The organism is Vibrio ostreicida (assembly GCF_013074385.2).
Classification (GTDB): domain Bacteria; phylum Pseudomonadota; class Gammaproteobacteria; order Enterobacterales; family Vibrionaceae; genus Vibrio; species Vibrio ostreicida.
Genome location: NZ_JABEYA020000002.1, coordinates 339,875 through 359,778, shown reverse-complemented (window position 1 = coordinate 359,778; position 19,904 = coordinate 339,875). Strand labels below are relative to the sequence as shown.

The following is a 19,904-nucleotide window of genomic DNA, read 5'->3' as shown; positions in this document are numbered from 1 at the left end:
TTTATTTATCTTAATGTTCTGGCTTCAGTCCATTAAGATAAGTATTCCAATAATCGAGAACTAACAACCAATGCGCCTATTTTCATTCTCTATGGCCAAGCTCACCAGCGTGGTCCTTACAGCAAGCTTATTATCTGCTTGCGGTTTTCATTTCCGTGGGGATTATTCTATTCCACAAGAGTTGAATACCCTCTCATTAACCAGCTACGATCAGTACAGTAAGTTCACCCGATTGATGAAGGCTCAGTTACGCATGACCGAGTTAAAGGTCGTTCCACCTGCCGACGATGTCCCTAATCTGCACCTCATCTCAGAAAGCATCGGCGAGCGAACTCTGTCTTTGTACCAAAATACGCGCGCGGCTGAAAAAGAGTTGACTTTTTATGCCTCTTACCGCGTCACACTCCCTGATGTGGGCACCACCATCCTATCAACGAGAGTGACGCGCAGCTACCTCGACAACCCCCTCACTGCATTAGCGAAATCGGTTGAGCGTGATATGATAGAAGATGAAATGCGCAAGCTCGCTGCGACACAAATCATTCGTCAGCTGGCGCGAATCAAAGCAGATATTGAAGCCAACGAACTCGAAATAACGACGCAACAAGAAAGTGATACAGAGACCTCAGACGGCCAATATCAGATTGAGACTCTCGTATCAGATCAGTCGCCATCTGAAACCAACATCAGAGTTCAGTGACCGCCGTATGCGAATCTTTGCCGACCGACTCGTGGATCAGCTCAATAGACAACTCCACCCAATCTATCTATTGTTTGGTAATGAGCCTTTACTGCTGCAAGAATCCCGTCAAGCGATTCAGACCTCTGCATTGACTCAAGGCTTTGAAGAACGCCATCGTTTCACGATAGATAACACGTTCGCTTGGCATCGTGTCTACGACTGTTGCCAAGCTCTGAGCCTTTTCTCTGCGAAACAACTCATCGAGTTAGAATTACCCGAAGCCGGTGTGAATGCAGGCATAGCCAAGGAGCTCGTGTCACTTTCGGAACAACTGCACAGTGATGTGATTCTCGTCGTTATCGGCACTAAGCTCAGCAAAGCTCAGGAAAACGCCAAATGGTTTAAGGTCCTCTCCGCTCAAGGCTGTTGGGTCAATTGTCTTTCACCAGATTTATCTCGGCTGCCGAAATTTGTTCAAGACCGATGCAAAAAAATGGGGCTGAAAGCAGACGCTGAAGCGATAAAAATGCTCACACAATGGCACGAAGGCAACTTATTTGCGTTGACTCAAAGTCTCGAAAAATTGGCTTTGATTTACCCAGATCAACAACTTAATTTGATCCGATTAGAAGAGTCCTTAAGTCGCCATAACCATTTTACAGCTTTTCACTGGTCTGATGCCTTGCTAGCAGGTCAAGCCAAGCGAGCTCAGCGTGTTTTGCGTCAATTGGAGGCCGAGGGCGTAGAAATGGTGATGTTACTGAGAACCATACAAAAAGAACTGACCCAGTTACTGTCCATGAAACGCTTAGCCGCTCACCAGCCCATCAGTCAGGTCTTTGAGCAGTATAAAATCTGGCCATCCAAAAGGCCGCACTATTCGGCGGCGCTCGATCGCCTGTCCACTGCTCGAATTATGCAACTTATACAATTGATAGCTCAGGCTGAAGTAGTGTCCAAGACGCAGTACGAGACCTCGGCTTGGCCGTTATTACATCAGTTGAGCGTTGAGATGTGCTTGCCGCAAGTGAAGCTGGAAAAAGCGTGATATACTGACCAGATCGACACTACTTAAATGATAACCGAGGAACAAACCTTGCAACTTGAAGCACTGAACGATTTTCTGATAGACAAAGCCGATGACATGAAAGCACTCAACATAAAAACGCTCGACGTTACTGGCAAATCCAGCATTACTGATTTCATGATTATCTGTACAGGGACTTCAAAACGCCATGTTGCTTCCATCGCTGAACATGTCGCGAAAGAATCTAAAATGGCCGGACTGGATCCTCTAGGCATTGATGGTCAAACTGAAGGTGAGTGGGTTGTACTCGATATGGGCGACACCATTGTGCATGTGATGCAAGAAGAACAAAGAGAGCTCTATCAGTTAGAAAAACTCTGGGGTTAAACTGATGAAGCTCCAATTAATTGCCGTCGGTACCAAAATGCCGAAATGGGTTGAAGAGGGCTTTCAAGAGTACAAGCGACGCTTTCCTCATGATATGCCATTGGAGCTCATCGAAATTCCAGCAGGAAAAAGAGGCAAAAACGCCGATATCGCCAGAATTTTGCAAAAAGAAGGTGAAGCGATGTTAGCGGCGGTGGCGAGAGGCAATCGTATTGTGACTCTTGATATCCCCGGTAAAAAATGGGACACCCCGCAATTGGCACAGCAACTCGAAAGCTGGAAGTTAGATGGTAGGGATGTCTCTATTCTTATTGGCGGGCCTGAAGGTCTGGCCTGCGCCTGTAAGGAAGCCGCAGAACAAAGCTGGTCCCTATCGGCGCTAACCTTACCTCACCCACTGGTGAGGATCGTGATGGCTGAAAGCTTATACCGAGCTTGGAGTATCACCACCAACCACCCCTATCACCGAGAATAAGTATCGATGCTAAGGAAGCGCACCCGCTTTAGGGATTATCAAGAAGAAGCACGGCTATTTAAAAACCGTGCTTTTGTCGCTTTCCTTGCCATTGTCGTCATGGTCAGTCTATTGGTTGCCAATTTGTATAACATACAAGTTAATCAGTATCAGGATTACAAAACCCGCTCCAACGACAATCGCATCAAAATCGTTCCGATTGCCCCAAATCGAGGTTTAATTTACGACCGAAATGGCAAACTTTTGGCAGAAAACCAACCTGTTTTTAATTTGGAAATAACCCCCGAAAAAATCAAAAACATGTCAGAAACCCTTGCTCGTTTGCAAAAATTCGTGACCATTACCCCCGAACAAATTGAGCGTTTTGAAAAAGAACGACGCCAGACGCGCCGCTTCAAATCAGTCCCCATCCTGACTCAGTTGACCCAAAAGCAGGTGGCTATATTTTCGGTTAATCAACACAAATTCCCCGGTGTCTCTGTCAATGCCAGTTTGAAACGTCACTACCCTTTTGGAGACGTCCTCACTCATGTCATTGGTTATGTATCACGCATCAATGATAAAGATATGAAGCGTCTAATTCGACAGGAAAAAGACTCTAATTATCAGGCCACACGTGATATCGGAAAACTGGGTATAGAGCGCTACTACGAGGACACTCTGCACGGCACGGCCGGATATCAAGAGGTTGAAGTCAATAGCCGTGGTCGCATTATTCGTACCCTCAAATACGTCCCGCCAGCGCCTGGGAGAGATCTGGTGCTCAACCTCGACATCGATCTACAGTTGTATATTCATCAACTTTTTGATAGCCGCCGGGGCAGTGCTGTCGTACTCGACCCTAAAGACAACGGGGTCTTAGCCATGGTCTCCAGCCCAAGCTACGATCCTAACGCATTTGTGCACGGTATCTCTTCAAAAGATTACAATGCTTTACTCAGTGATCCTAACCGGCCACTGGTTAACCGTGCCACACTCGGCATTTACCCTCCGGCGTCGACGATAAAGCCTTTCATTGCCGTTGCGGCGCTTGAGGAGGGTATTGTTACGCCGTCCACCACGCGTAACGATCCTGGCTACTGGAAAATTCCTAACTCTAAAACAAAACCGTTTCGGGACTGGCTACGCTGGGGCCATGGTAAAGTCAACTTGGTCAAATCGATCGAGGAGTCCGTCGATACCTTCTTCTACCAAATTGCGTATGACATGGGGATTGATACCCTATCGAACTGGATGACGATGTTCGGATTTGGCAAAAAAACCGGGATCGATATTTTCGAAGAAAGCCGCGCCAATATGCCCACCCGTGAATGGAAAATGACACGACATCGTATCCCTTGGTATCAAGGCGATACGATCCCAGTAGGCATTGGTCAAGGCTATTGGACGGCAACCCCAATGCAAATAGCCAAAGCCACCTCCGTGTTAGTCAACCGAGGTAAAGTCAACGCACCGCAGTTGCTGCGAGCAACGATAAAAAATGGCCAAACATTTGACTCACTTGAGTTATCTAAGGGAAAACGTTTTCCTTCTATCGACGGGGTCAAAGAATCATTTTGGGACCTGCCCATTGAAGGTATGCGTTTGGTCAACCATGGTAAAAAAGGCACCGCCAGACGTTCTTTCTACAATACCCCTTACATAAGTGGTGGTAAATCCGGCACCGCGCAAGTCTTTGGCCTTGCCGAAGACGAAGAATACAATGCCGATGAAATTCCAGAACACCTGCGTGATCATGCGTTATTCACTGGATTTGCGCCACTGGAGGATCCCAAGCTTGTGGTCTCTATGGTCCTAGAGAATGCAGGCGGCGGCTCCTCTCAAGGTGCTCCCGTCGTTCGACAAGTGTTTGATCATATGCTTGACCCAAAGAGTGAAAATGCACAGCAGAAAGAGGCTAACTAATAATGGATTTTGATCCTGCCACAGGCCAAAACCGAGCGCTTTTTGAGCGATTTCATATTGACTTACCTCTTCTCTTAGGGATGCTAGCGCTCATGGGATTTGGATTGGTCGTCATGTACAGTGCCAGTGGCCAAAGCCTTGCCATGATGGAACGACAAGCCATGCGCATGTTGTTGTCTCTTGGCGTCATGATTGCCCTTGCCCAGATCCCACCGAGAACCTATGAAACGCTCGCGCCCCTGTTATTTACTCTGGGCGTCATGCTCTTGTTTGGCGTATTATTTTTTGGCGAATCATCAAAAGGGGCGCAGCGCTGGCTTAATCTCGGATTTGTGCGTTTTCAACCGTCAGAATTACTAAAGCTGGCTGTGCCTTTGATGGTAGCTCGATATATCGGTAAACGGGCGCTTCCCCCGACTTTTCAAACCTTAGTGATTTCTTTGGTCATGGTTTTTGTACCGACCATTTTGATTGCCAAACAACCGGATCTGGGCACCTCCATTCTGATCGCCGCTTCCGGTATCTTTGTGGTCTTCCTAGCAGGCATTCGCTGGAGCATTATTTTTGCTGCCCTGATTGGCCTTGGGGCCTTCTTACCTGTGTTATGGTTCTTTCTGATGAGAGAATATCAAAAGGTCCGAGTCAGAACTCTGTTTAACCCTGAATCTGATCCCCTTGGCGCTGGTTATCACATCATACAAAGTAAAATCGCGATTGGCTCTGGCGGGATTTCAGGCAAAGGGTGGTTACAGGGAACACAATCCCAGTTGGAATTTTTGCCAGAGCGGCACACCGACTTTATTTTTGCGGTGATTGCCGAAGAATGGGGCTTAGCAGGCATCCTTGTGTTACTTAGTCTTTACTTGTTTATCATTGGTCGTGGCCTGATACTCGCCAGTAAAGCGCAAACCGCGTTTGGCCGAATGATGGCAGGGAGTGTCGTGTTGAGCTTCTTCGTCTATGTATTCGTCAATATAGGGATGGTCAGTGGTATTTTGCCCGTCGTCGGTGTTCCACTCCCTCTCATAAGCTATGGGGGAACCTCCATGGTCACTCTAATGGCTGGCTTCGGCATCCTGATGTCCATTCATACTCATAGAAAAGCATTCTCGAAGGCAACATAAATGACAATAAAAACGTCCCTGTTCGTGTTCCTATGCACGATCACTCTTTTGGCTGGCTGTTCCTCTACACCTTCAAAGCGTTATAGCATTGATGATGATATCGCCCCTGAGGCGCCGATTTCCGTTGAACATATCGAAGATGCTCATCCTCAGTATGAACCCTATAGTCTGGGTGGTAACAGTGATTACACATTGCGCGGACAACGTTACCAAATCATCAAGCAACCGGAAGGCTTTCAGCAAGAAGGGAAGGCATCTTGGTATGGCAAAAAATTTCACGGCCATAAGACGTCAAATGGCGAAGTTTACGATATGTATTCGATGACGGCAGCACACAAGACCTTGCCAATTCCGAGCTATGTCAAGGTGACGAACAAAGACAATAATAAAACAGCCATTGTCCGTATTAATGATCGCGGCCCCTTCCACCCAGGCCGTATTATCGATCTCAGTTTTGCCGCAGCCACGAAGCTGGATGTGATTAAAACCGGGACAGCCAATGTCGCAATTGAGGTCATTTCTGTCGAGAAACCAACAGAAGTTCACAAACAAAAAGCCTTAGCGAAATTTGTTATCCAAGTCGCTTCATCAAAATACGAAGATAGAGTGCGAACTTTGGCTCAAGATTTAAGTCAAACATTATCAGTCAAAAGCTATATCAATTCGAACAAAGGCACTCATAAAGTCTTTTTGGGTCCATTTGATGACTATATGCTGACGCAAGCCGCGTTAGAAAAGGTTAAACTGATGGGCTATTCGAGTGCATTTGTAAGATCTCACTAGTACTCATTCTAGTGCAAGGGCAACCCTGCGCTGGTTTGACCGATTGTTTCTGCTAATATATGGACAGTTTTCAAAAACCTGTAGTCAATATGAAAAAAACAACGCTAAGTAAATCCGTTTTTGCGTCTTCTATTGCGCTTTGTGCAACCTTCGCAGCCTCCTCATTCGCAACCCCTATTGTTGTCCCAGATGCCCCTCAGATTGCCGCAAAAGGCTATGTTCTGATGGACTATCATTCAGGGAAAATACTGGCGGAAAAAGAGATGAATACCAAACTCTCTCCAGCCAGCTTAACCAAGATGATGACCAGTTATGTCATCGGACAAGAAATAGAACGTGGTAACGTTTCTCTCGAAGATGACGTGACGATCAGTAAAAAGGCTTGGGCTAAGAATTTCCCCGAGTCTTCAAAGATGTTCATTGAAGTCGGCACAACCGTTAAAGTTAAAGATCTTAACCGCGGCATTATTGTCCAATCTGGAAATGATGCCTGTGTCGCTATGGCCGAGCATATTGCAGGCTCCGAAGATGCGTTTGTAGACCTAATGAATGCATGGACCAAAACGCTTGGCATGACAAACTCTCATTTTGCCAATGTCCATGGACTCGACAACCCTAACCTCTACTCAACGCCGTATGATATGGCTCTATTGGGTCAAGCTCTGATCCGCGATGTTCCTGAAGAGTACCGTATTTACTCGGAGAAAAAATTCACCTACAACGGCATTACCCAATACAACCGCAACGGGTTGCTTTGGGATAAAAGCATGAATGTTGATGGCATTAAAACAGGCCACACCAACAATGCGGGATACAGCCTTGTCAGCTCAGCAACAGAAGGAAAAATGCGCCTTGTTGCTGTGGTAATGGGCACTAAAAGTGCCAACGCGCGTAAGTCAGAGAGTAAAAAACTCCTGAGTTATGGCTTCCGCTTTTTTGAAACGGTTGCTCCACATAAAGCCGGCGAAACCTTCGTTGAAGAAAAAATCTGGATGGGTGATAAAAGCACAGTGGCACTGGGCTTAGATAAAGACACCTACGTGACTCTTCCTCGTGGTCAGGCAAAAAACCTGAAGGCCAGTTTCGTTCTAGAAAAAGAGCTTGAAGCTCCAATTAGTAAAGGTGATGTAGTGGGTAAGCTATACTACCAACTAGAGGGAGATGATGTGGCTGAATACCCTCTATTAGCTCTGGAAGATATCGAGCAAGGCGGGATTTTCAGTCGCTTGTGGGATTACATTGTGATGCTGTTTAACAGCTTTTTGTAAACACTAAGACAAAGAGACTAAGCCGCTTTAATGCGGCTTTTTTGTTCCGTTTAGTTCACCTGAAAACGGGCATCTTGAGATTTAGGCTCAATGGCAGTACTATTTCGCGCGATGAAAATGACGTTCAACTTGGAGTAATATAATGTTGACTATCAACTCAGATGCAAAACTGAAAGACTTGCTTGAGTTCCCTTGTTCCTTTACCTATAAGGTCATGGGCTACGCCAAGCCAGAACTACCAGAGAAGGTGGTTGCAGTGATTCAACGCCATGCTCCGGGAGATTATTTACCCAATGTTAAGCCGAGTGCCAAGGGCAACTATCATTCTGTGTCCGTCACCATAACGGCGACGTCCATCGAGCAGGTGGAAACCCTTTATAAAGAATTGGGCGAAATCGATATTGTACGCATGGTACTATAGTTTTATTTGATAAAATAAAATTATTTTGAAAGCAGCGTTTGCTGCTTTCTTTATCGATATCAACCAGATACCAATCCTACACAGAGTTAAGGGTTAAAATTGTGTTACAGGTATATAGTTCATAGACCTGTTCCGGTTTATAATCCGGTCACGTTAAAGACCGGCAATAGGATCACACATGCAAAACCAGTTAGTTGTAAAGCGTCTGGGCAGGCAAGATTATGAGCCTATCTGGCAAGCGATGCACGACTTCACAGATACACGTGATGATGACACCCTTGACCAAATCTGGTTGGTGGAACACAACCCTGTCTTTACTCAGGGGCAAGCCGGAAAATCTGAACATTTAATTAACACCGGTGAGATCCCTGTCGTTCAGAGCGATAGGGGTGGTCAGGTTACCTACCATGGGCCCGGCCAACTTGTGGCTTATTTCCTCATTAATTTGCGCCGCAAGAAACTGGGTGTGAGAGATCTGGTTACGCATATCGAAAACCTCGTGATCCATACGCTCAAGCGCTACAACATTGATTCAGCAGCACGGCCAGATGCACCGGGCGTGTACGTCGATAACAAGAAAATCTGCTCTTTGGGGTTGAGGATCCGAAAAGGATGCTCATTTCATGGTCTGGCTCTCAATGTCAATATGGACTTATCTCCATTTCAACGTATAAACCCATGTGGGTATGCGGGAATGGAAATGGCTCAAGTCAGCCAACTTGGCGGCCCAGATAATCTTACACAGGTTGAAGAGGCACTGGTCGAAGAACTGGTCACTTTGCTCGGTTATGAGCACGTGGAATTCAGCACACAGCCCCTTCTAAGCGATGAAAGCAACGAGAAGTAAATAAAGCATGAGTAAACCAATCCAAATGGAAAAAGGCGTTAAGTATCGTGACGCTGACAAAATGGCACTGATTCCGGTTAAGAACATGCCAACCGAGCAAAAAGAGATCCTGCGCAAGCCAGATTGGATGAAGATCAAACTTCCGGCAGACAGCAAACGAATTCAAGAAATTAAATCGGCAATGCGTAAAAACGACCTTCACTCAGTGTGTGAAGAAGCCTCCTGCCCGAATCTTGCCGAATGTTTTAACCACGGCACGGCCACCTTTATGATTTTGGGTGCAATTTGTACCCGTCGTTGCCCTTTTTGCGACGTAGCTCATGGCCGACCAGTGGCTCCAGAAGCCAACGAGCCGACAAAATTGGCGCAAACGATCGCTGATATGAAGCTAAAGTACGTGGTCATCACCTCAGTAGACCGAGACGATCTCCGTGATGGCGGTGCCCAGCACTTTGCCGATTGCAATCGTGAAATTAGAGCTCTCAACCCCAACATCCGAATTGAAACGTTAGTCCCTGATTTTCGAGGTCGTATGGATGTGGCATTAGAGTTGATGAAAGACAATCCACCTGATGTCTTCAACCACAACCTTGAGACCGCACCGAGGCTGTATCGTAAAGCTCGACCTGGAGCGAATTACAAGTGGTCTTTGCAATTGCTGAAAAAGTTTAAGCAGCAACACCCCCATATTCCGACCAAATCTGGCCTGATGATGGGCCTAGGTGAAACCAAAGAAGAAATCATTGAAGTTCTCAAGGATCTTCGTGAACACGACGTTACCATGCTGACCCTTGGCCAATATTTGGCCCCGAGCCGACACCATTTACCCGTAGAGCGTTATGTACCACCCGCTGAATTTGATGAACTTAAAGACATCGCCCTTGAGTTAGGCTTTACTCATGCCGCTTGTGGTCCTTTCGTCCGTTCTTCATATCATGCTGATCTGCAAGCGCAAGGTATCGAAGTGACGTAATGTCGACTTTCGCATCGTTTAGAATGGCTAACCTAGGGTCTTTTTTGCGCTGGGTTTCTTGATTGAGACACAACTCTTCTATAGGCTTAGCCGTAACAATATAAATAAAAGTATATCGACTAGGGAATGATTATGAAAAGATTCGGTTTTATCGCCGTCGCGTTGGCCACCCTGCTGGCAGGTTGTGCTTCTAATACACAGCAAGACAATTTCCGTGAGGCTTCTTTTGAGCTGTGTAACACTGAAGTCGATCTGTATTCTGTCAGTGATGATGGCCGCGTACGTATCGTTTGTGCCGATGGTTCAAAGTTCGCGCTAACGACGGAAGCGACCCTTGAAACCATGCGAGATATCAATATCGATTACTGTGATGGTGAAGGCTTAGGCAAGTTCAATGAAAGCCGTAAGTACTACTCATTTAAATGTAAATCAGGCACCTTACTCAGCATTGCAAAGTAAGCAAACCAGAAATCAAAAAAGGGCCGATAACATGTTATCGGCCCTTTTTATTTCACATCATTATCGTCGACAAAGGGACAAACAAGCCCCTTTAAAAAACCGATGATGCTTTGTCGCTAGGCATACACTGGCAAGCGTTTACAAATATCGAGCACCTTGGCTTTTGTTGACGCGATCACGTCTTCGTTACCGATATTATCCAACACATCACACATCCAGTTGGCCAGTTGAGTCACGTCTTCTTCAGTGAAACCACGGCGCGTAATCGCTGGAGAACCAATACGAATACCTGAAGTAACGAAAGGGCTGCGAGGATCGTTAGGCACTGAGTTTTTATTCACGGTAATATTGGCAGAACCGAGCGCAGCGTCGGCTTCCTTACCTGTAATGTTTTTATCAATCAGATCGACAAGAAACAGGTGGTTTTCTGTACTATTCGATACAACTTTGTATCCACGCTCTTGAAATTGAGCAACCATCGCTTTTGCATTTTTAACGACGCGCGCCTGATACTCTTTAAACTCTGGTTCCATTGCTTCTTTAAACGCGACCGCTTTACCCGCGATCACATGCATCAATGGACCGCCCTGCCCACCAGGGAAGACCGCTGAATTAAGCTTCTTGTACATGTCTTCGCCGTCGTTAGACAAAATAAGCCCGCCGCGTGGACCCGCAAGCGTTTTATGTGTGGTAGTCGTCACCACATGCGCATGAGGAACCGGTGTTGGGTACACACCTGCCGCAATCAAGCCAGCAACATGCGCCATGTCGACGAAAAGGTAAGCCCCAGCTTTATCAGCGATTTCACGCATGCGCGCCCAATCAACAATCTGAGAATAAGCCGAGAACCCGCCAATGATCATCTTAGGGTTATGTTCAAGCGCCAACGCTTCCATTTCATCATAGTTGATTTGGCCAGCTTCATCGATGCCATAAGGGATCACATTATAGTGCTTACCTGAAAAGTTAACTGGAGAGCCGTGAGTCAGGTGGCCACCATGAGCTAAACTCATACCCAAAACAGTGTCACCTGGATTGAGTAGTGCCATGTAAACCGCACTATTGGCCTGAGAGCCAGAGTGTGGTTGCACGTTTGCGTACTCTGCACCGAACAGCTGACAAGCACGATCAATGGCGAGTGCTTCGGCTTTATCCACAAATTCACAACCACCGTAATAACGCTTACCTGGGTAGCCTTCCGCATACTTATTGGTTAACTGAGAACCTTGAGCTTCCATCACTCGAGGACTGGTATAATTCTCAGAAGCAATCAGTTCAATGTGTTCTTCCTGACGAAGGGTTTCTTCCTCAATGGCTGCGAACAATTCCGCATCGTAATCTGCGATGTTCATATCACGCTTTAGCATCTGTATCTCCTGACTCAAACTCAATTAGAAATTGCAAAAAATCGACTAATGACAACAAAGCAAACGTTTGCATCACGCTAATAGCGCAAATTCTACATAATTTGACCTCAGTCATAAAGAGAAAAATAGACTTTTCTCATGCAGATTTTTCATAAGGTTCAAAAAGGATTATCATGATGTCACTTTTCTTTTGGTCACCAAATGAGAAAAGTGTCAACTTTGTCCTTTACACCCGTAAAATTATAATTACATAGGTTTACCTTAAATTTGTCTCCCAAGCTACCGAAATCCTCATTTTTTAACTAGTATGCGCGCCACTAGTTGCTGTTTAAATTATAAATTGATGGAAAAACACACACACAAAGAAGACTGGATTGCAATTTTAACTGGGACATTTCTGGTCGCTCAGGGTGTTTTCTTTCTTCAGTCGGCACATTTGCTGACAGGCGGGACCACCGGCCTTGCTCTGCTCATGAGCCAGTTTGTCTCTCTCTCTTTTGGCACGCTGTATTTTATCGCCAACAGTCCCTTCTACTTACTCGCTTGGAAGCGGTTTGGTTCACGATTTGCCTTTAATAGTGTGATTTCTGGCGCCTTGGTCTCAATCTTTACTGATCACTTGTATTTAGTCATTAGCCTAGACGCTGTCAATACCATCTACTGCGCCGTCGCGGGCGGGCTCTTAATGGGCCTTGGCATGTTGATATTATTCCGCCACCGCTCAAGCCTTGGTGGCTTCAACGTGCTGTGTTTATTCATTCAGGACAAATTCGGTATTTCTGTGGGTAAAACCCAACTGGCCATCGATGGTTGCATTCTGGCGGCATCATGCTTTTTTGTCTCGCCGTTGGTGATAGGCCTGTCGATTTTTGGCGCTGTTTTACTCAATATGGTCCTCGCTATGAACCATAAACCGACGCGCTATTCGGTCAATTATCGGTAGTCGCCATACCTAATATTGGGTCTCGGTTCGTATGCTGTCATTGCCGCTATCATCGATATCTCAGTGTCTATTCGCGCCGAAGCCGATAAGTAAGATTTGCTCAACCACGACTAACCGCATAAAGGCTTTATTTGGCATTATCACGACAGCGTGTCGCCCTTTAACGCCCGTTAAAACGGGCGCTTAAAGGGTTTGACTGAATCAGTGAGACGTCCGTGCTTTAACATCATGACTCAATTCTCGATTCAACTCAGCTTCCACATGCCCTGGCGATTGGGTGCTGGCCGAGATCAGACGATACATTGCCGGGATGACAAACAAGGTCACTAGGGTAGCAAAGCCCATTCCAAATAGGATGACTGTCCCGACCGCGACCCGACTCTCATAGCCCGCCCCACTCGACAAAATAAGTGGGAGCGCCCCGGCGAGTGTGGTAAACGCGGTCATCATGATTGGCCGCAGTCGGCGTGCGGAAGCATCAAGAATGGCTTTCTCAAATTCAAAACCTCGATCACGCAGCTGATTGGCAAACTCGACGATCAGGATTCCATTTTTGGTCACCATACCAATCAACATGATCATACCTATTTGGCTGTAGACATTGAGCCCCTGCTGCATAACAAACAAACCTAAAAAGCCACCAAAGACGCCCATTGGAACCGTAAACATCACCACCAATGGGTTGATAAAACTTTCAAACTGCGCCGCCAGCACCAAAAATGCCACCAACAAAGCAAGGCTAAAGACAATCACGATACTTGACTGATTTTCTTTGTAATCTTTTGATTCACCCGAATAACTGACTGAAATGTCGCCCGGTAGAATCTCGATCGCATTTTGGTCCAGAAAGTCCAATGCCTGCCCCAAGGTATAACCGTCTGACAGGTTTGCTGTCACGGTAATCGATTTTTGCTTGTTGTAATGCGATAAGCGAATCGAGGAAGCAATTTCTTCTATCTGGGTCACTGCGTCTAATGTCACTAATTCACCGGCTGCGGTTCTTAAGTAAATTTGACTTAAATCGGTCGCATTGTTGAATGCGTTTTCATCGCCTCTCAAGTAAACGTCATATTCTTCGCCGCGTTCAACAAAGGTCGTTTCACTTTTCCCACCAAGCATGATTTCAAGCGTATCGGAGATCTCCACGACACTGATGCCCAATTCAGCGGCACGCTGTTTATCAACCGTGACCACCAGTTCAGGAGTTCGCTCGGAGTAATTGATATCCGCGCCTTCCATCATCGGTGACGCTTCGGCCAACTGTTCAAGCTTTTCCGCCCATTGTTTGAGTTCGGGGTAATCAGAACCTCCCAAGACAAACTGGACCGGTTCGCTTGAGCCCCCTTTGAAACCAGGCGTAAATGGGAACACTCGGACATCCGGTATCCCTGTTAGGGCTTTTCTTACTTCGCCTAGCGCTTGCTGCGCAGTGATGTCCCGATCATTCCAATCATCCAAAATCATGATGACGAACCCTGTCTGATCACCAGCGTTGCCACCAAAAGCCGGTGACTGAATACTGAATGATTTCAAAAAGCCTTCACCAAGCATCGGCAATAAGCGGCCTTCTACGATATCCATATTGGCCGCCATGCGATTATAACTGGTGGCGTCGGCACCACGCACAAACGCAAAAATTACACCTCGGTCTTCAGAGGGCGTCAATTGTGAGGGCACGTTTTGCATCAGGCCCCAACTGCCACCCACACAAGCCATAATAATAACCGGTGCGCCCCATCGCCACTTGAGTGCTTTACCGAGTAAGTGTCGATAGCTCGATTCAAGACGCGCAAACACCTTGTCCACCAAACGGTTGAAACGATTCGGTTTGACGTTCGCCCGCAGAAGCTTGCTGCTTAACACCGGCGTCAATGTTAAAGCAATCAGTGAAGAGAAAATCACAGACATTGCTAAAAGAACTGAAAATTCAGTAAATAAGAGCCCAACCATTCCATCCATAAAGGAAATGGGCAGAAAAACCATCACTAAGACTAACGTGGTGGCAATCACAGCAAACCCGACTTCACGCGCGCCCTTGTAGGCAGCAAGCAGAGGTTTCTCGCCACGTTCAATATGGTGGAAGATGTTCTCCACGACAACAATCGCATCGTCAACGACAAGTCCAATCGATAAGATTAAAGCCATTAATGTAATGAGGTTAATTGAAAAACCGAAATAGTAAGCGGCAATAAATGAGGAAATCAATGACACGGGCACGGTAACCGCTGGGATCAAGGTCGCTCGGGCCTGTCCAATGAAGATGTACAAAACCAAAATCACGAGTCCACCTGTGATAAATAAAGTGCTGTAAACTTCGCTAATTGAACGGTCAATAAATACCGTGGAGTCATAATCGATCGCCAAACGGGTCCCTGCTGGCAGAAATTGCTGGATTTGTTCGACCTCTTGGTGAACGGCATCCGCCACATCGAGAGGGTTGGCATCAGATTGTGGCACGATCCCCATGCTCACGTTCACTACGCCATCGCTTTTGAATGTCGAGTTCTCATTCTCTGCCCCAATATAAACGTCGGCGACATCCTTGAGGTAAATCGGGCTATTGTCACTGGCTCGTTTAACGACTAGATACTCAAAGTCTTTGGCCATTTGATAGCTTCTTGCGGTGCGCACCGACATGACAATCTGGTCATTACGGACTTCACCCCCGGGACTTTCTATATTTTCACTGTTTAGCGCGGTGGTTATGTCAGAGGCCGTCACGGCCCGCCCAGCCATTTGAGCGGGTTTGAGTTTGACGTACATGACTTTGTACAACCCTCCCGACACGTCGACCGAGCTCACTCCGCTGATGAGGCTGAATCGGTCAAGCAACACCCGATCAACGTAATCGGTCAGCTGCGTGCGGTCCATTTGTGAGGAGCTGAGGTTAATGTACAAGGACGCCTCACCCGAACCATTGTTTTTGTAAACAATCGGATCATCTGCCTCGTCAGGCAGTGAACGCTGAGCACGCGCCACGGCATCCCGCACATCGCTGACCCCAGTATTAAGATCATACCCCAGTTCAAAGGTGATCGTGATCCGAGACATGCTGTTGCGGGTTGTCGATTCGATTTCATCAATGCCACTGATCCCCGACAATTGATCTTCCAGTATCGATGTAATCTGGCTTTCGATGATGGTCGCCGAAGCGCCTTCATATCGCGTACTGATTGACACCACTGGGCTTTCAATGTCCGGCATTTCACGAACCGCCAGCTTACTGAAAGAAACAAGGCCAAACACACACAAAAGTAAGCTTAGCACCACCGCTGCCACTGGCCTCTTAACGGAAACATCAGATAACCACATTAGTTGTTTCCTTCTTGCTCACTCATTTGAGTGTTGCCATCGGCATTCATTTCCTTCACGCTCACGCCATCACGCATATTGACGATGCCTTGAACGACGATTTTCTGCCCAATCTGCAACCCTTGTTCGATAACAACCTGATTGCCAATCCGAGCGCCAAGGAACACTTCGGTGCGCTTAACCTTATTGTCGTTGCCCACCACATAGGTATACCGTTTCGTGCCAGAGTACTCCAGAGCCTGAACGGGGATAATCGGCGCCTCAACTGGCGGAAAGTCAATCTGCGCCGCGACCAGCATACCCGGCTTTAAGGCTCGGTCCGCATTATCAAACTGTATCCTAACTCTAAGGTTGAGCGTTTCCTGATCAATTCTTGAATCAATCCCTACCACCTGCCCTTCAAAATTCCTTTTATCCCAAGCCGCAGTGGTCGCCATGACGACCATACCCGTTTCAATTTGAGCTAAGTAACGTTCAGGCACCTGTAAATCGAGTTGCATTACAGCAAGATCGTCCAAGACCACCAGTTGATCGGCCGCATTAACCAACTTCCCTAAACTGAAATCGACAAAGCCGACCGTGCCAGAAAAGGGGGCAGTAATGGTCAGATCACTGAGGTCAGCATTCGCCCCATCCAAGCGAGCTCTGGCAATCGCGACGCTCGCTTGCTGTGCATCGATTTCAGTTTGAGTAATAGCATTACGTGTGCGAAGACGTTCAAACTCTTTCAGCTTACGCTGCTCGTCATTGAGGTACGCCTTCGCTTCAGCAACCGTGGCCGCCGCTTTGTCACTATTCAACTGAACAAGTAACTGATCTTTCTTTACGTTTTGGTTCGCTTTGAATGCGATGCGCTCAACCCTGCCCGTCACCTCCGAGGAAATGGTTACCGACTGCTCAGCCTCCAGCTTACCGACGAGTGACAACGACTGAGAAACTTGGTGGGTTTGCACTTGCTCCGTCACCACGGTGACCGACTGGGGGCCCGGACGTTTTGCCTGAGTTAGCGGTGAGATCACCATTATCAATAGTGATAAAACACTCAAAATAATGTTGTTTTTCATGGATTCTATTCTGTCTCTTAAAACGAATTCTATAGTACTGGTTTATACGCGCCCAAAACGTCAAGGAATGTAAAGAGCGAGCAATAAACTGTAAGCTTATACCTTGATTATCTGACCTTTTCGCTTAATTCCTCGCACCTTTGTCCAAAAAGGCATCATTCAATTTAAAATCATAAGAAAAGTCTTTACAGCATTGGCGAGTTTGCTATCATGCGCCCCGCACTTGGTTATTGGGTTGGGAAATCATTAGCTAAGTATAAAAATACCTGGAGGGGTTCCCGAGTGGCCAAAGGGATCAGACTGTAAATCTGCTGGCACTGCCTTCGATGGTTCGAATCCGTCCCCCTCCACCATATTTCTCTCATTGAGAGCCCCCTTAACTGTTGAGTTGGGAAATCATCAGTTAAGCCTGTTCTGTGAAGAGCCGGAACACACCCTTGGAGGGGTTCCCGAGTGGCCAAAGGGATCAGACTGTAAATCTGCTGGCACTGCCTTCGATGGTTCGAATCCGTCCCCCTCCACCATATTTCTCTCATTGAGAGCCCCCTTAACTGTTGAGTTGGGAAATCATCAGTTAAGCCTGTTCTGTGAAGAGCCGGAACACACCCTTGGAGGGGTTCCCGAGTGGCCAAAGGGATCAGACTGTAAATCTGCTGGCACTGCCTTCGATGGTTCGAATCCGTCCCCCTCCACCATATTTCTCTCATTGAGAGGCCCCTTGACTGTTGAGTTGGGAAATCATCAGTTAAGCCTGTTCTGTGAAGAACCGGAACACACCCTTGGAGGGGTTCCCGAGTGGCCAAAGGGATCAGACTGTAAATCTGCTGGCACTGCCTTCGATGGTTCGAATCCGTCCCCCTCCACCATTTTTCTCTCATTGAGAGGCCCCTTAACTGCTGAGTTGGGAAATCATCAGTTAAGCCTGTTCTGCGAAGAGCCGGAACACACCCTTGGAGGGGTTCCCGAGTGGCCAAAGGGATCAGACTGTAAATCTGCTGGCACTGCCTTCGATGGTTCGAATCCGTCCCCCTCCACCACATTAAAAAACCAGCTCATTGAGCTGGTTTTTTTTGTTTTAGATTGACTGAGATTTAACCTTCGATCAGCGCGACGCAAAGTGCCCCGAACTCACGGGGCCAGGTGCTATCAAATTACCCCTCAACTCTCTAAAAGGACAATTCGGGTTTCATACGGACGCAGCACCTGATGCTGAGTCACGTTAACCCCTGAAAGCGGATAGTTGCCCAGCACATAGCGCGCTTGGGCAGTATCAAAGCTTTCAGGCAATACGCATTCCGCTTCTTCACCGTAATAATTATTGAGACAAATAAGCGTATGAGTCTGTGACTGGCGCTGATACCCAAATACCGAGGTATGCATGGGATAGAGGTCAAGGTAATCCCCACAGGTCACCACCTCCAACTGTTTTCTTAGCTGGATCAAACGCTGATAGAAATAGAACACTGAGTTTTTATCTGCAATGGCTTGGCGAGTATTGATATCAGGATAATTGTCCGCGACTTTGAGCCAAGGAACGGCCGCCGAAAACCCTGCATACGTTTCATCACTCCACTGCATGGGTGCACGGGAATTATCACGCGATTTCTGAGCAAGAATACCCAACATTTCATCGGCTGGCATTCCGTGTTCATTGACCATAATGTCATACATGTTGGTGCTTTCAACATCCTGATACTGATCAATGTGGGTATATCCGGGGTTGGTCATGCCAATTTCTTCCCCCTGATAAATATACGGCGTCCCTTGCATCATATGGATCGACGCACCCAGCATTTTGGCGGATTCAACACGATATTCTTGGTCATTACCCAAACGGCTAACAATCCGCGGCTGGTCGTGGTTACACCAAAATAGTGCCCCCCACCCTTTTCCATTCAGTCCCGTTTGCCAATGGTTAAATATCTTTTTTAACTGAATAAAGTCAAAAGGAGCTTGCGTCCATTTATCTCCATTTGGGTAATCAACTTTCAGGTGATGGAAGTTAAATACCATCGACAACTCTTTTTGATCCAATGAAGAGTACTGTTGGCAGTGTTCTAAGGTGGTCGAGGACATCTCACCGACCGTCACACTCCCATACTTGTCAAATACCGCTTTGCTTATCTCTTGCAAATACTCGTGTACCCGCGGACCATCGGTATAAAAACGTCGACCATCCCCTTCGTCATCATCGGGAAAATCTTGCTGTTTTGAAATTAAATTGATGACATCAAGACGAAAACCATCAACACCTTTTGACGCCCAAAAATCAATCACTCGTTTCACTTCAGTGCGGACCTGAGGGTTTTCCCAGTTTAAATCTGCCTGCTGTTTTGCGAACAGGTGCAGAAAATATTGCCCGGTTTGTTCGTCCAATTCCCAAGCACTGCCACCAAACTTAGACTGCCAATTGTTCGGGACTTCACCATTGCTTGGATCTTTCCAGATGTAATAATCACGGTATTGGCTTTGTCGATCACCGAGCGCAGACTGAAACCAGTGATGCTGTGTCGAGGTGTGGTTAACCACGATATCCATGATAATACGAATTCCCCGTTGGTGGGCCTCGACCAAGAGTTGGTCAAAATCGTCCATGGTGCCAAAGTCTGGGTTAATGGCATAATAATCTGAAATATCATACCCATTATCGATCATCGGTGATTGATAGACTGGGGTCAACCAGATGGCGTCAACCCCTAATAATTTTAGGTAATCAAGCTTGGATATAATACCCTGAATATCGCCTGTTCCCTTGCTGCCACTGTCACAGAAACTTTTCGGGTAAATCTGATAGATAGACGCCGTTTTCCACCAGTTGTCATTGTTGACCATGGTTGTCATTACAAAACTCACTTACCAAAAACAAT

17 protein-coding genes and 5 tRNA genes are annotated in these 19,904 nt (G+C 46.8%); 18 read left to right on the top strand and 4 right to left on the bottom strand.

Features of this window, described 5'->3' with window-relative positions:
• The first annotated feature begins 70 nt into the window (after nt 1–70).
• The 12 genes from HLM86_RS05345 (at nt 71) to HLM86_RS05290 (ending at nt 10,351) form a co-directional block, all read left to right on the top strand.
• Nucleotides 71–700, top strand: a complete 630-nt coding sequence (locus tag HLM86_RS05345; RefSeq protein ID WP_076586594.1) for an LPS-assembly lipoprotein LptE — start codon at nt 71–73, stop codon at nt 698–700.
• A 7-nt stretch (nt 701–707) separates the two neighbouring features.
• The gene (holA, locus tag HLM86_RS05340; protein WP_076586591.1) at nt 708–1,730 is read left to right on the top strand and encodes a DNA polymerase III subunit delta; all 1,023 of its coding nucleotides are present in this window, start codon (nt 708–710) and stop codon (nt 1,728–1,730) included.
• Between the two features lie 48 nt (nt 1,731–1,778).
• A complete protein-coding gene (gene rsfS, locus HLM86_RS05335) occupies nt 1,779–2,096 on the top strand; it encodes a ribosome silencing factor (RefSeq protein ID WP_076586790.1) in 318 nt (105 codons plus the stop codon).
• Nucleotides 2,097–2,100: 4 nt separating this feature from the next.
• On the top strand, nt 2,101–2,571 hold the full coding sequence (rlmH, locus tag HLM86_RS05330) for a 23S rRNA (pseudouridine(1915)-N(3))-methyltransferase RlmH (RefSeq protein ID WP_076586588.1): 471 nt from the start codon (nt 2,101–2,103) through the stop codon (nt 2,569–2,571).
• A gap of 6 nt (nt 2,572–2,577) precedes the next feature.
• Entirely contained in the window at nt 2,578–4,476 is a 1,899-nt protein-coding gene (gene mrdA, locus HLM86_RS05325; RefSeq protein WP_170882367.1) for a penicillin-binding protein 2, read from the top strand.
• Between the two features lie 2 nt (nt 4,477–4,478).
• Complete coding sequence (rodA, locus tag HLM86_RS05320; RefSeq protein ID WP_076586584.1) at nt 4,479–5,600, top strand: rod shape-determining protein RodA; 1,122 nt, start codon at nt 4,479–4,481, stop codon at nt 5,598–5,600.
• Nucleotides 5,601–6,383 carry a septal ring lytic transglycosylase RlpA family protein gene (locus HLM86_RS05315; protein ID WP_076586583.1) on the top strand — a complete coding sequence of 261 codons (783 nt, stop codon included), beginning with the start codon at nt 5,601–5,603 and terminating at the stop codon, nt 6,381–6,383.
• An 89-nt stretch (nt 6,384–6,472) separates the two neighbouring features.
• Nucleotides 6,473–7,651: a serine hydrolase gene (locus HLM86_RS05310; RefSeq protein WP_076586788.1), complete on the top strand. Its 1,179-nt coding sequence runs from the start codon at nt 6,473–6,475 to the stop codon at nt 7,649–7,651.
• 142 nt (nt 7,652–7,793) lie between these two features.
• Nucleotides 7,794–8,072 (top strand): DUF493 family protein YbeD, encoded by a 279-nt coding sequence (ybeD, locus tag HLM86_RS05305; RefSeq protein WP_076586581.1) that lies wholly within the window; start codon nt 7,794–7,796, stop codon nt 8,070–8,072.
• A gap of 178 nt (nt 8,073–8,250) precedes the next feature.
• Complete coding sequence (gene lipB / locus HLM86_RS05300; protein ID WP_170882366.1) at nt 8,251–8,919, top strand: lipoyl(octanoyl) transferase LipB; 669 nt, start codon at nt 8,251–8,253, stop codon at nt 8,917–8,919.
• A 7-nt stretch (nt 8,920–8,926) separates the two neighbouring features.
• On the top strand, nt 8,927–9,892 hold the full coding sequence (gene lipA, locus HLM86_RS05295) for a lipoyl synthase (RefSeq protein WP_076586577.1): 966 nt from the start codon (nt 8,927–8,929) through the stop codon (nt 9,890–9,892).
• Between the two features lie 132 nt (nt 9,893–10,024).
• On the top strand, nt 10,025–10,351 hold the full coding sequence (locus HLM86_RS05290; RefSeq protein ID WP_076586575.1) for a hypothetical protein: 327 nt from the start codon (nt 10,025–10,027) through the stop codon (nt 10,349–10,351).
• Between the two features lie 116 nt (nt 10,352–10,467).
• Here the strand turns inward: HLM86_RS05290 and glyA are convergent, their stop codons facing one another.
• Nucleotides 10,468–11,718 carry a serine hydroxymethyltransferase gene (gene glyA, locus HLM86_RS05285; RefSeq protein ID WP_076586573.1) on the bottom strand — a complete coding sequence of 417 codons (1,251 nt, stop codon included), beginning with the start codon at nt 11,716–11,718 and terminating at the stop codon, nt 10,468–10,470.
• A 343-nt stretch (nt 11,719–12,061) separates the two neighbouring features.
• Here glyA and HLM86_RS05280 point away from each other — a divergent pair, with 343 nt between their 5' ends.
• Nucleotides 12,062–12,661, top strand: a complete 600-nt coding sequence (locus HLM86_RS05280; RefSeq protein WP_076586571.1) for a YitT family protein — start codon at nt 12,062–12,064, stop codon at nt 12,659–12,661.
• Between the two features lie 201 nt (nt 12,662–12,862).
• Here HLM86_RS05280 and vexH read toward each other — a convergent pair whose 3' ends face one another.
• Both vexH and HLM86_RS05270 read right to left on the bottom strand, forming a co-directional pair.
• Nucleotides 12,863–15,973, bottom strand: a complete 3,111-nt coding sequence (gene vexH, locus HLM86_RS05275; protein ID WP_076586568.1) for a vibriobactin export RND transporter permease subunit VexH — start codon at nt 15,971–15,973, stop codon at nt 12,863–12,865.
• On the bottom strand, nt 15,973–17,037 hold the full coding sequence (locus HLM86_RS05270; protein ID WP_170882365.1) for an efflux RND transporter periplasmic adaptor subunit: 1,065 nt from the start codon (nt 17,035–17,037) through the stop codon (nt 15,973–15,975). The genes vexH and HLM86_RS05270 overlap by 1 nt, the downstream gene beginning before the upstream one ends.
• 268 nt (nt 17,038–17,305) lie before the next feature.
• Between HLM86_RS05270 and HLM86_RS05265 the strand changes: the two genes are divergently transcribed.
• From HLM86_RS05265 to HLM86_RS05245, 5 genes are all read left to right on the top strand, one after another.
• Nucleotides 17,306–17,390, top strand: a tRNA-Tyr gene (locus HLM86_RS05265).
• Between the two features lie 86 nt (nt 17,391–17,476).
• Nucleotides 17,477–17,561: transfer RNA gene (locus tag HLM86_RS05260), tRNA-Tyr, on the top strand.
• Between the two features lie 86 nt (nt 17,562–17,647).
• A tRNA-Tyr gene (locus HLM86_RS05255) sits at nt 17,648–17,732 on the top strand.
• Nucleotides 17,733–17,818: 86 nt separating this feature from the next.
• Nucleotides 17,819–17,903: transfer RNA gene (locus HLM86_RS05250), tRNA-Tyr, on the top strand.
• A gap of 86 nt (nt 17,904–17,989) precedes the next feature.
• A tRNA-Tyr gene (locus tag HLM86_RS05245) sits at nt 17,990–18,074 on the top strand.
• A 121-nt stretch (nt 18,075–18,195) separates the two neighbouring features.
• Here the strand turns inward: HLM86_RS05245 and treC are convergent.
• Entirely contained in the window at nt 18,196–19,878 is a 1,683-nt protein-coding gene (treC, locus tag HLM86_RS05240) for an alpha,alpha-phosphotrehalase (protein ID WP_170882364.1), read from the bottom strand.
• Between the last annotated feature and the right edge of the window lie 26 nt (nt 19,879–19,904).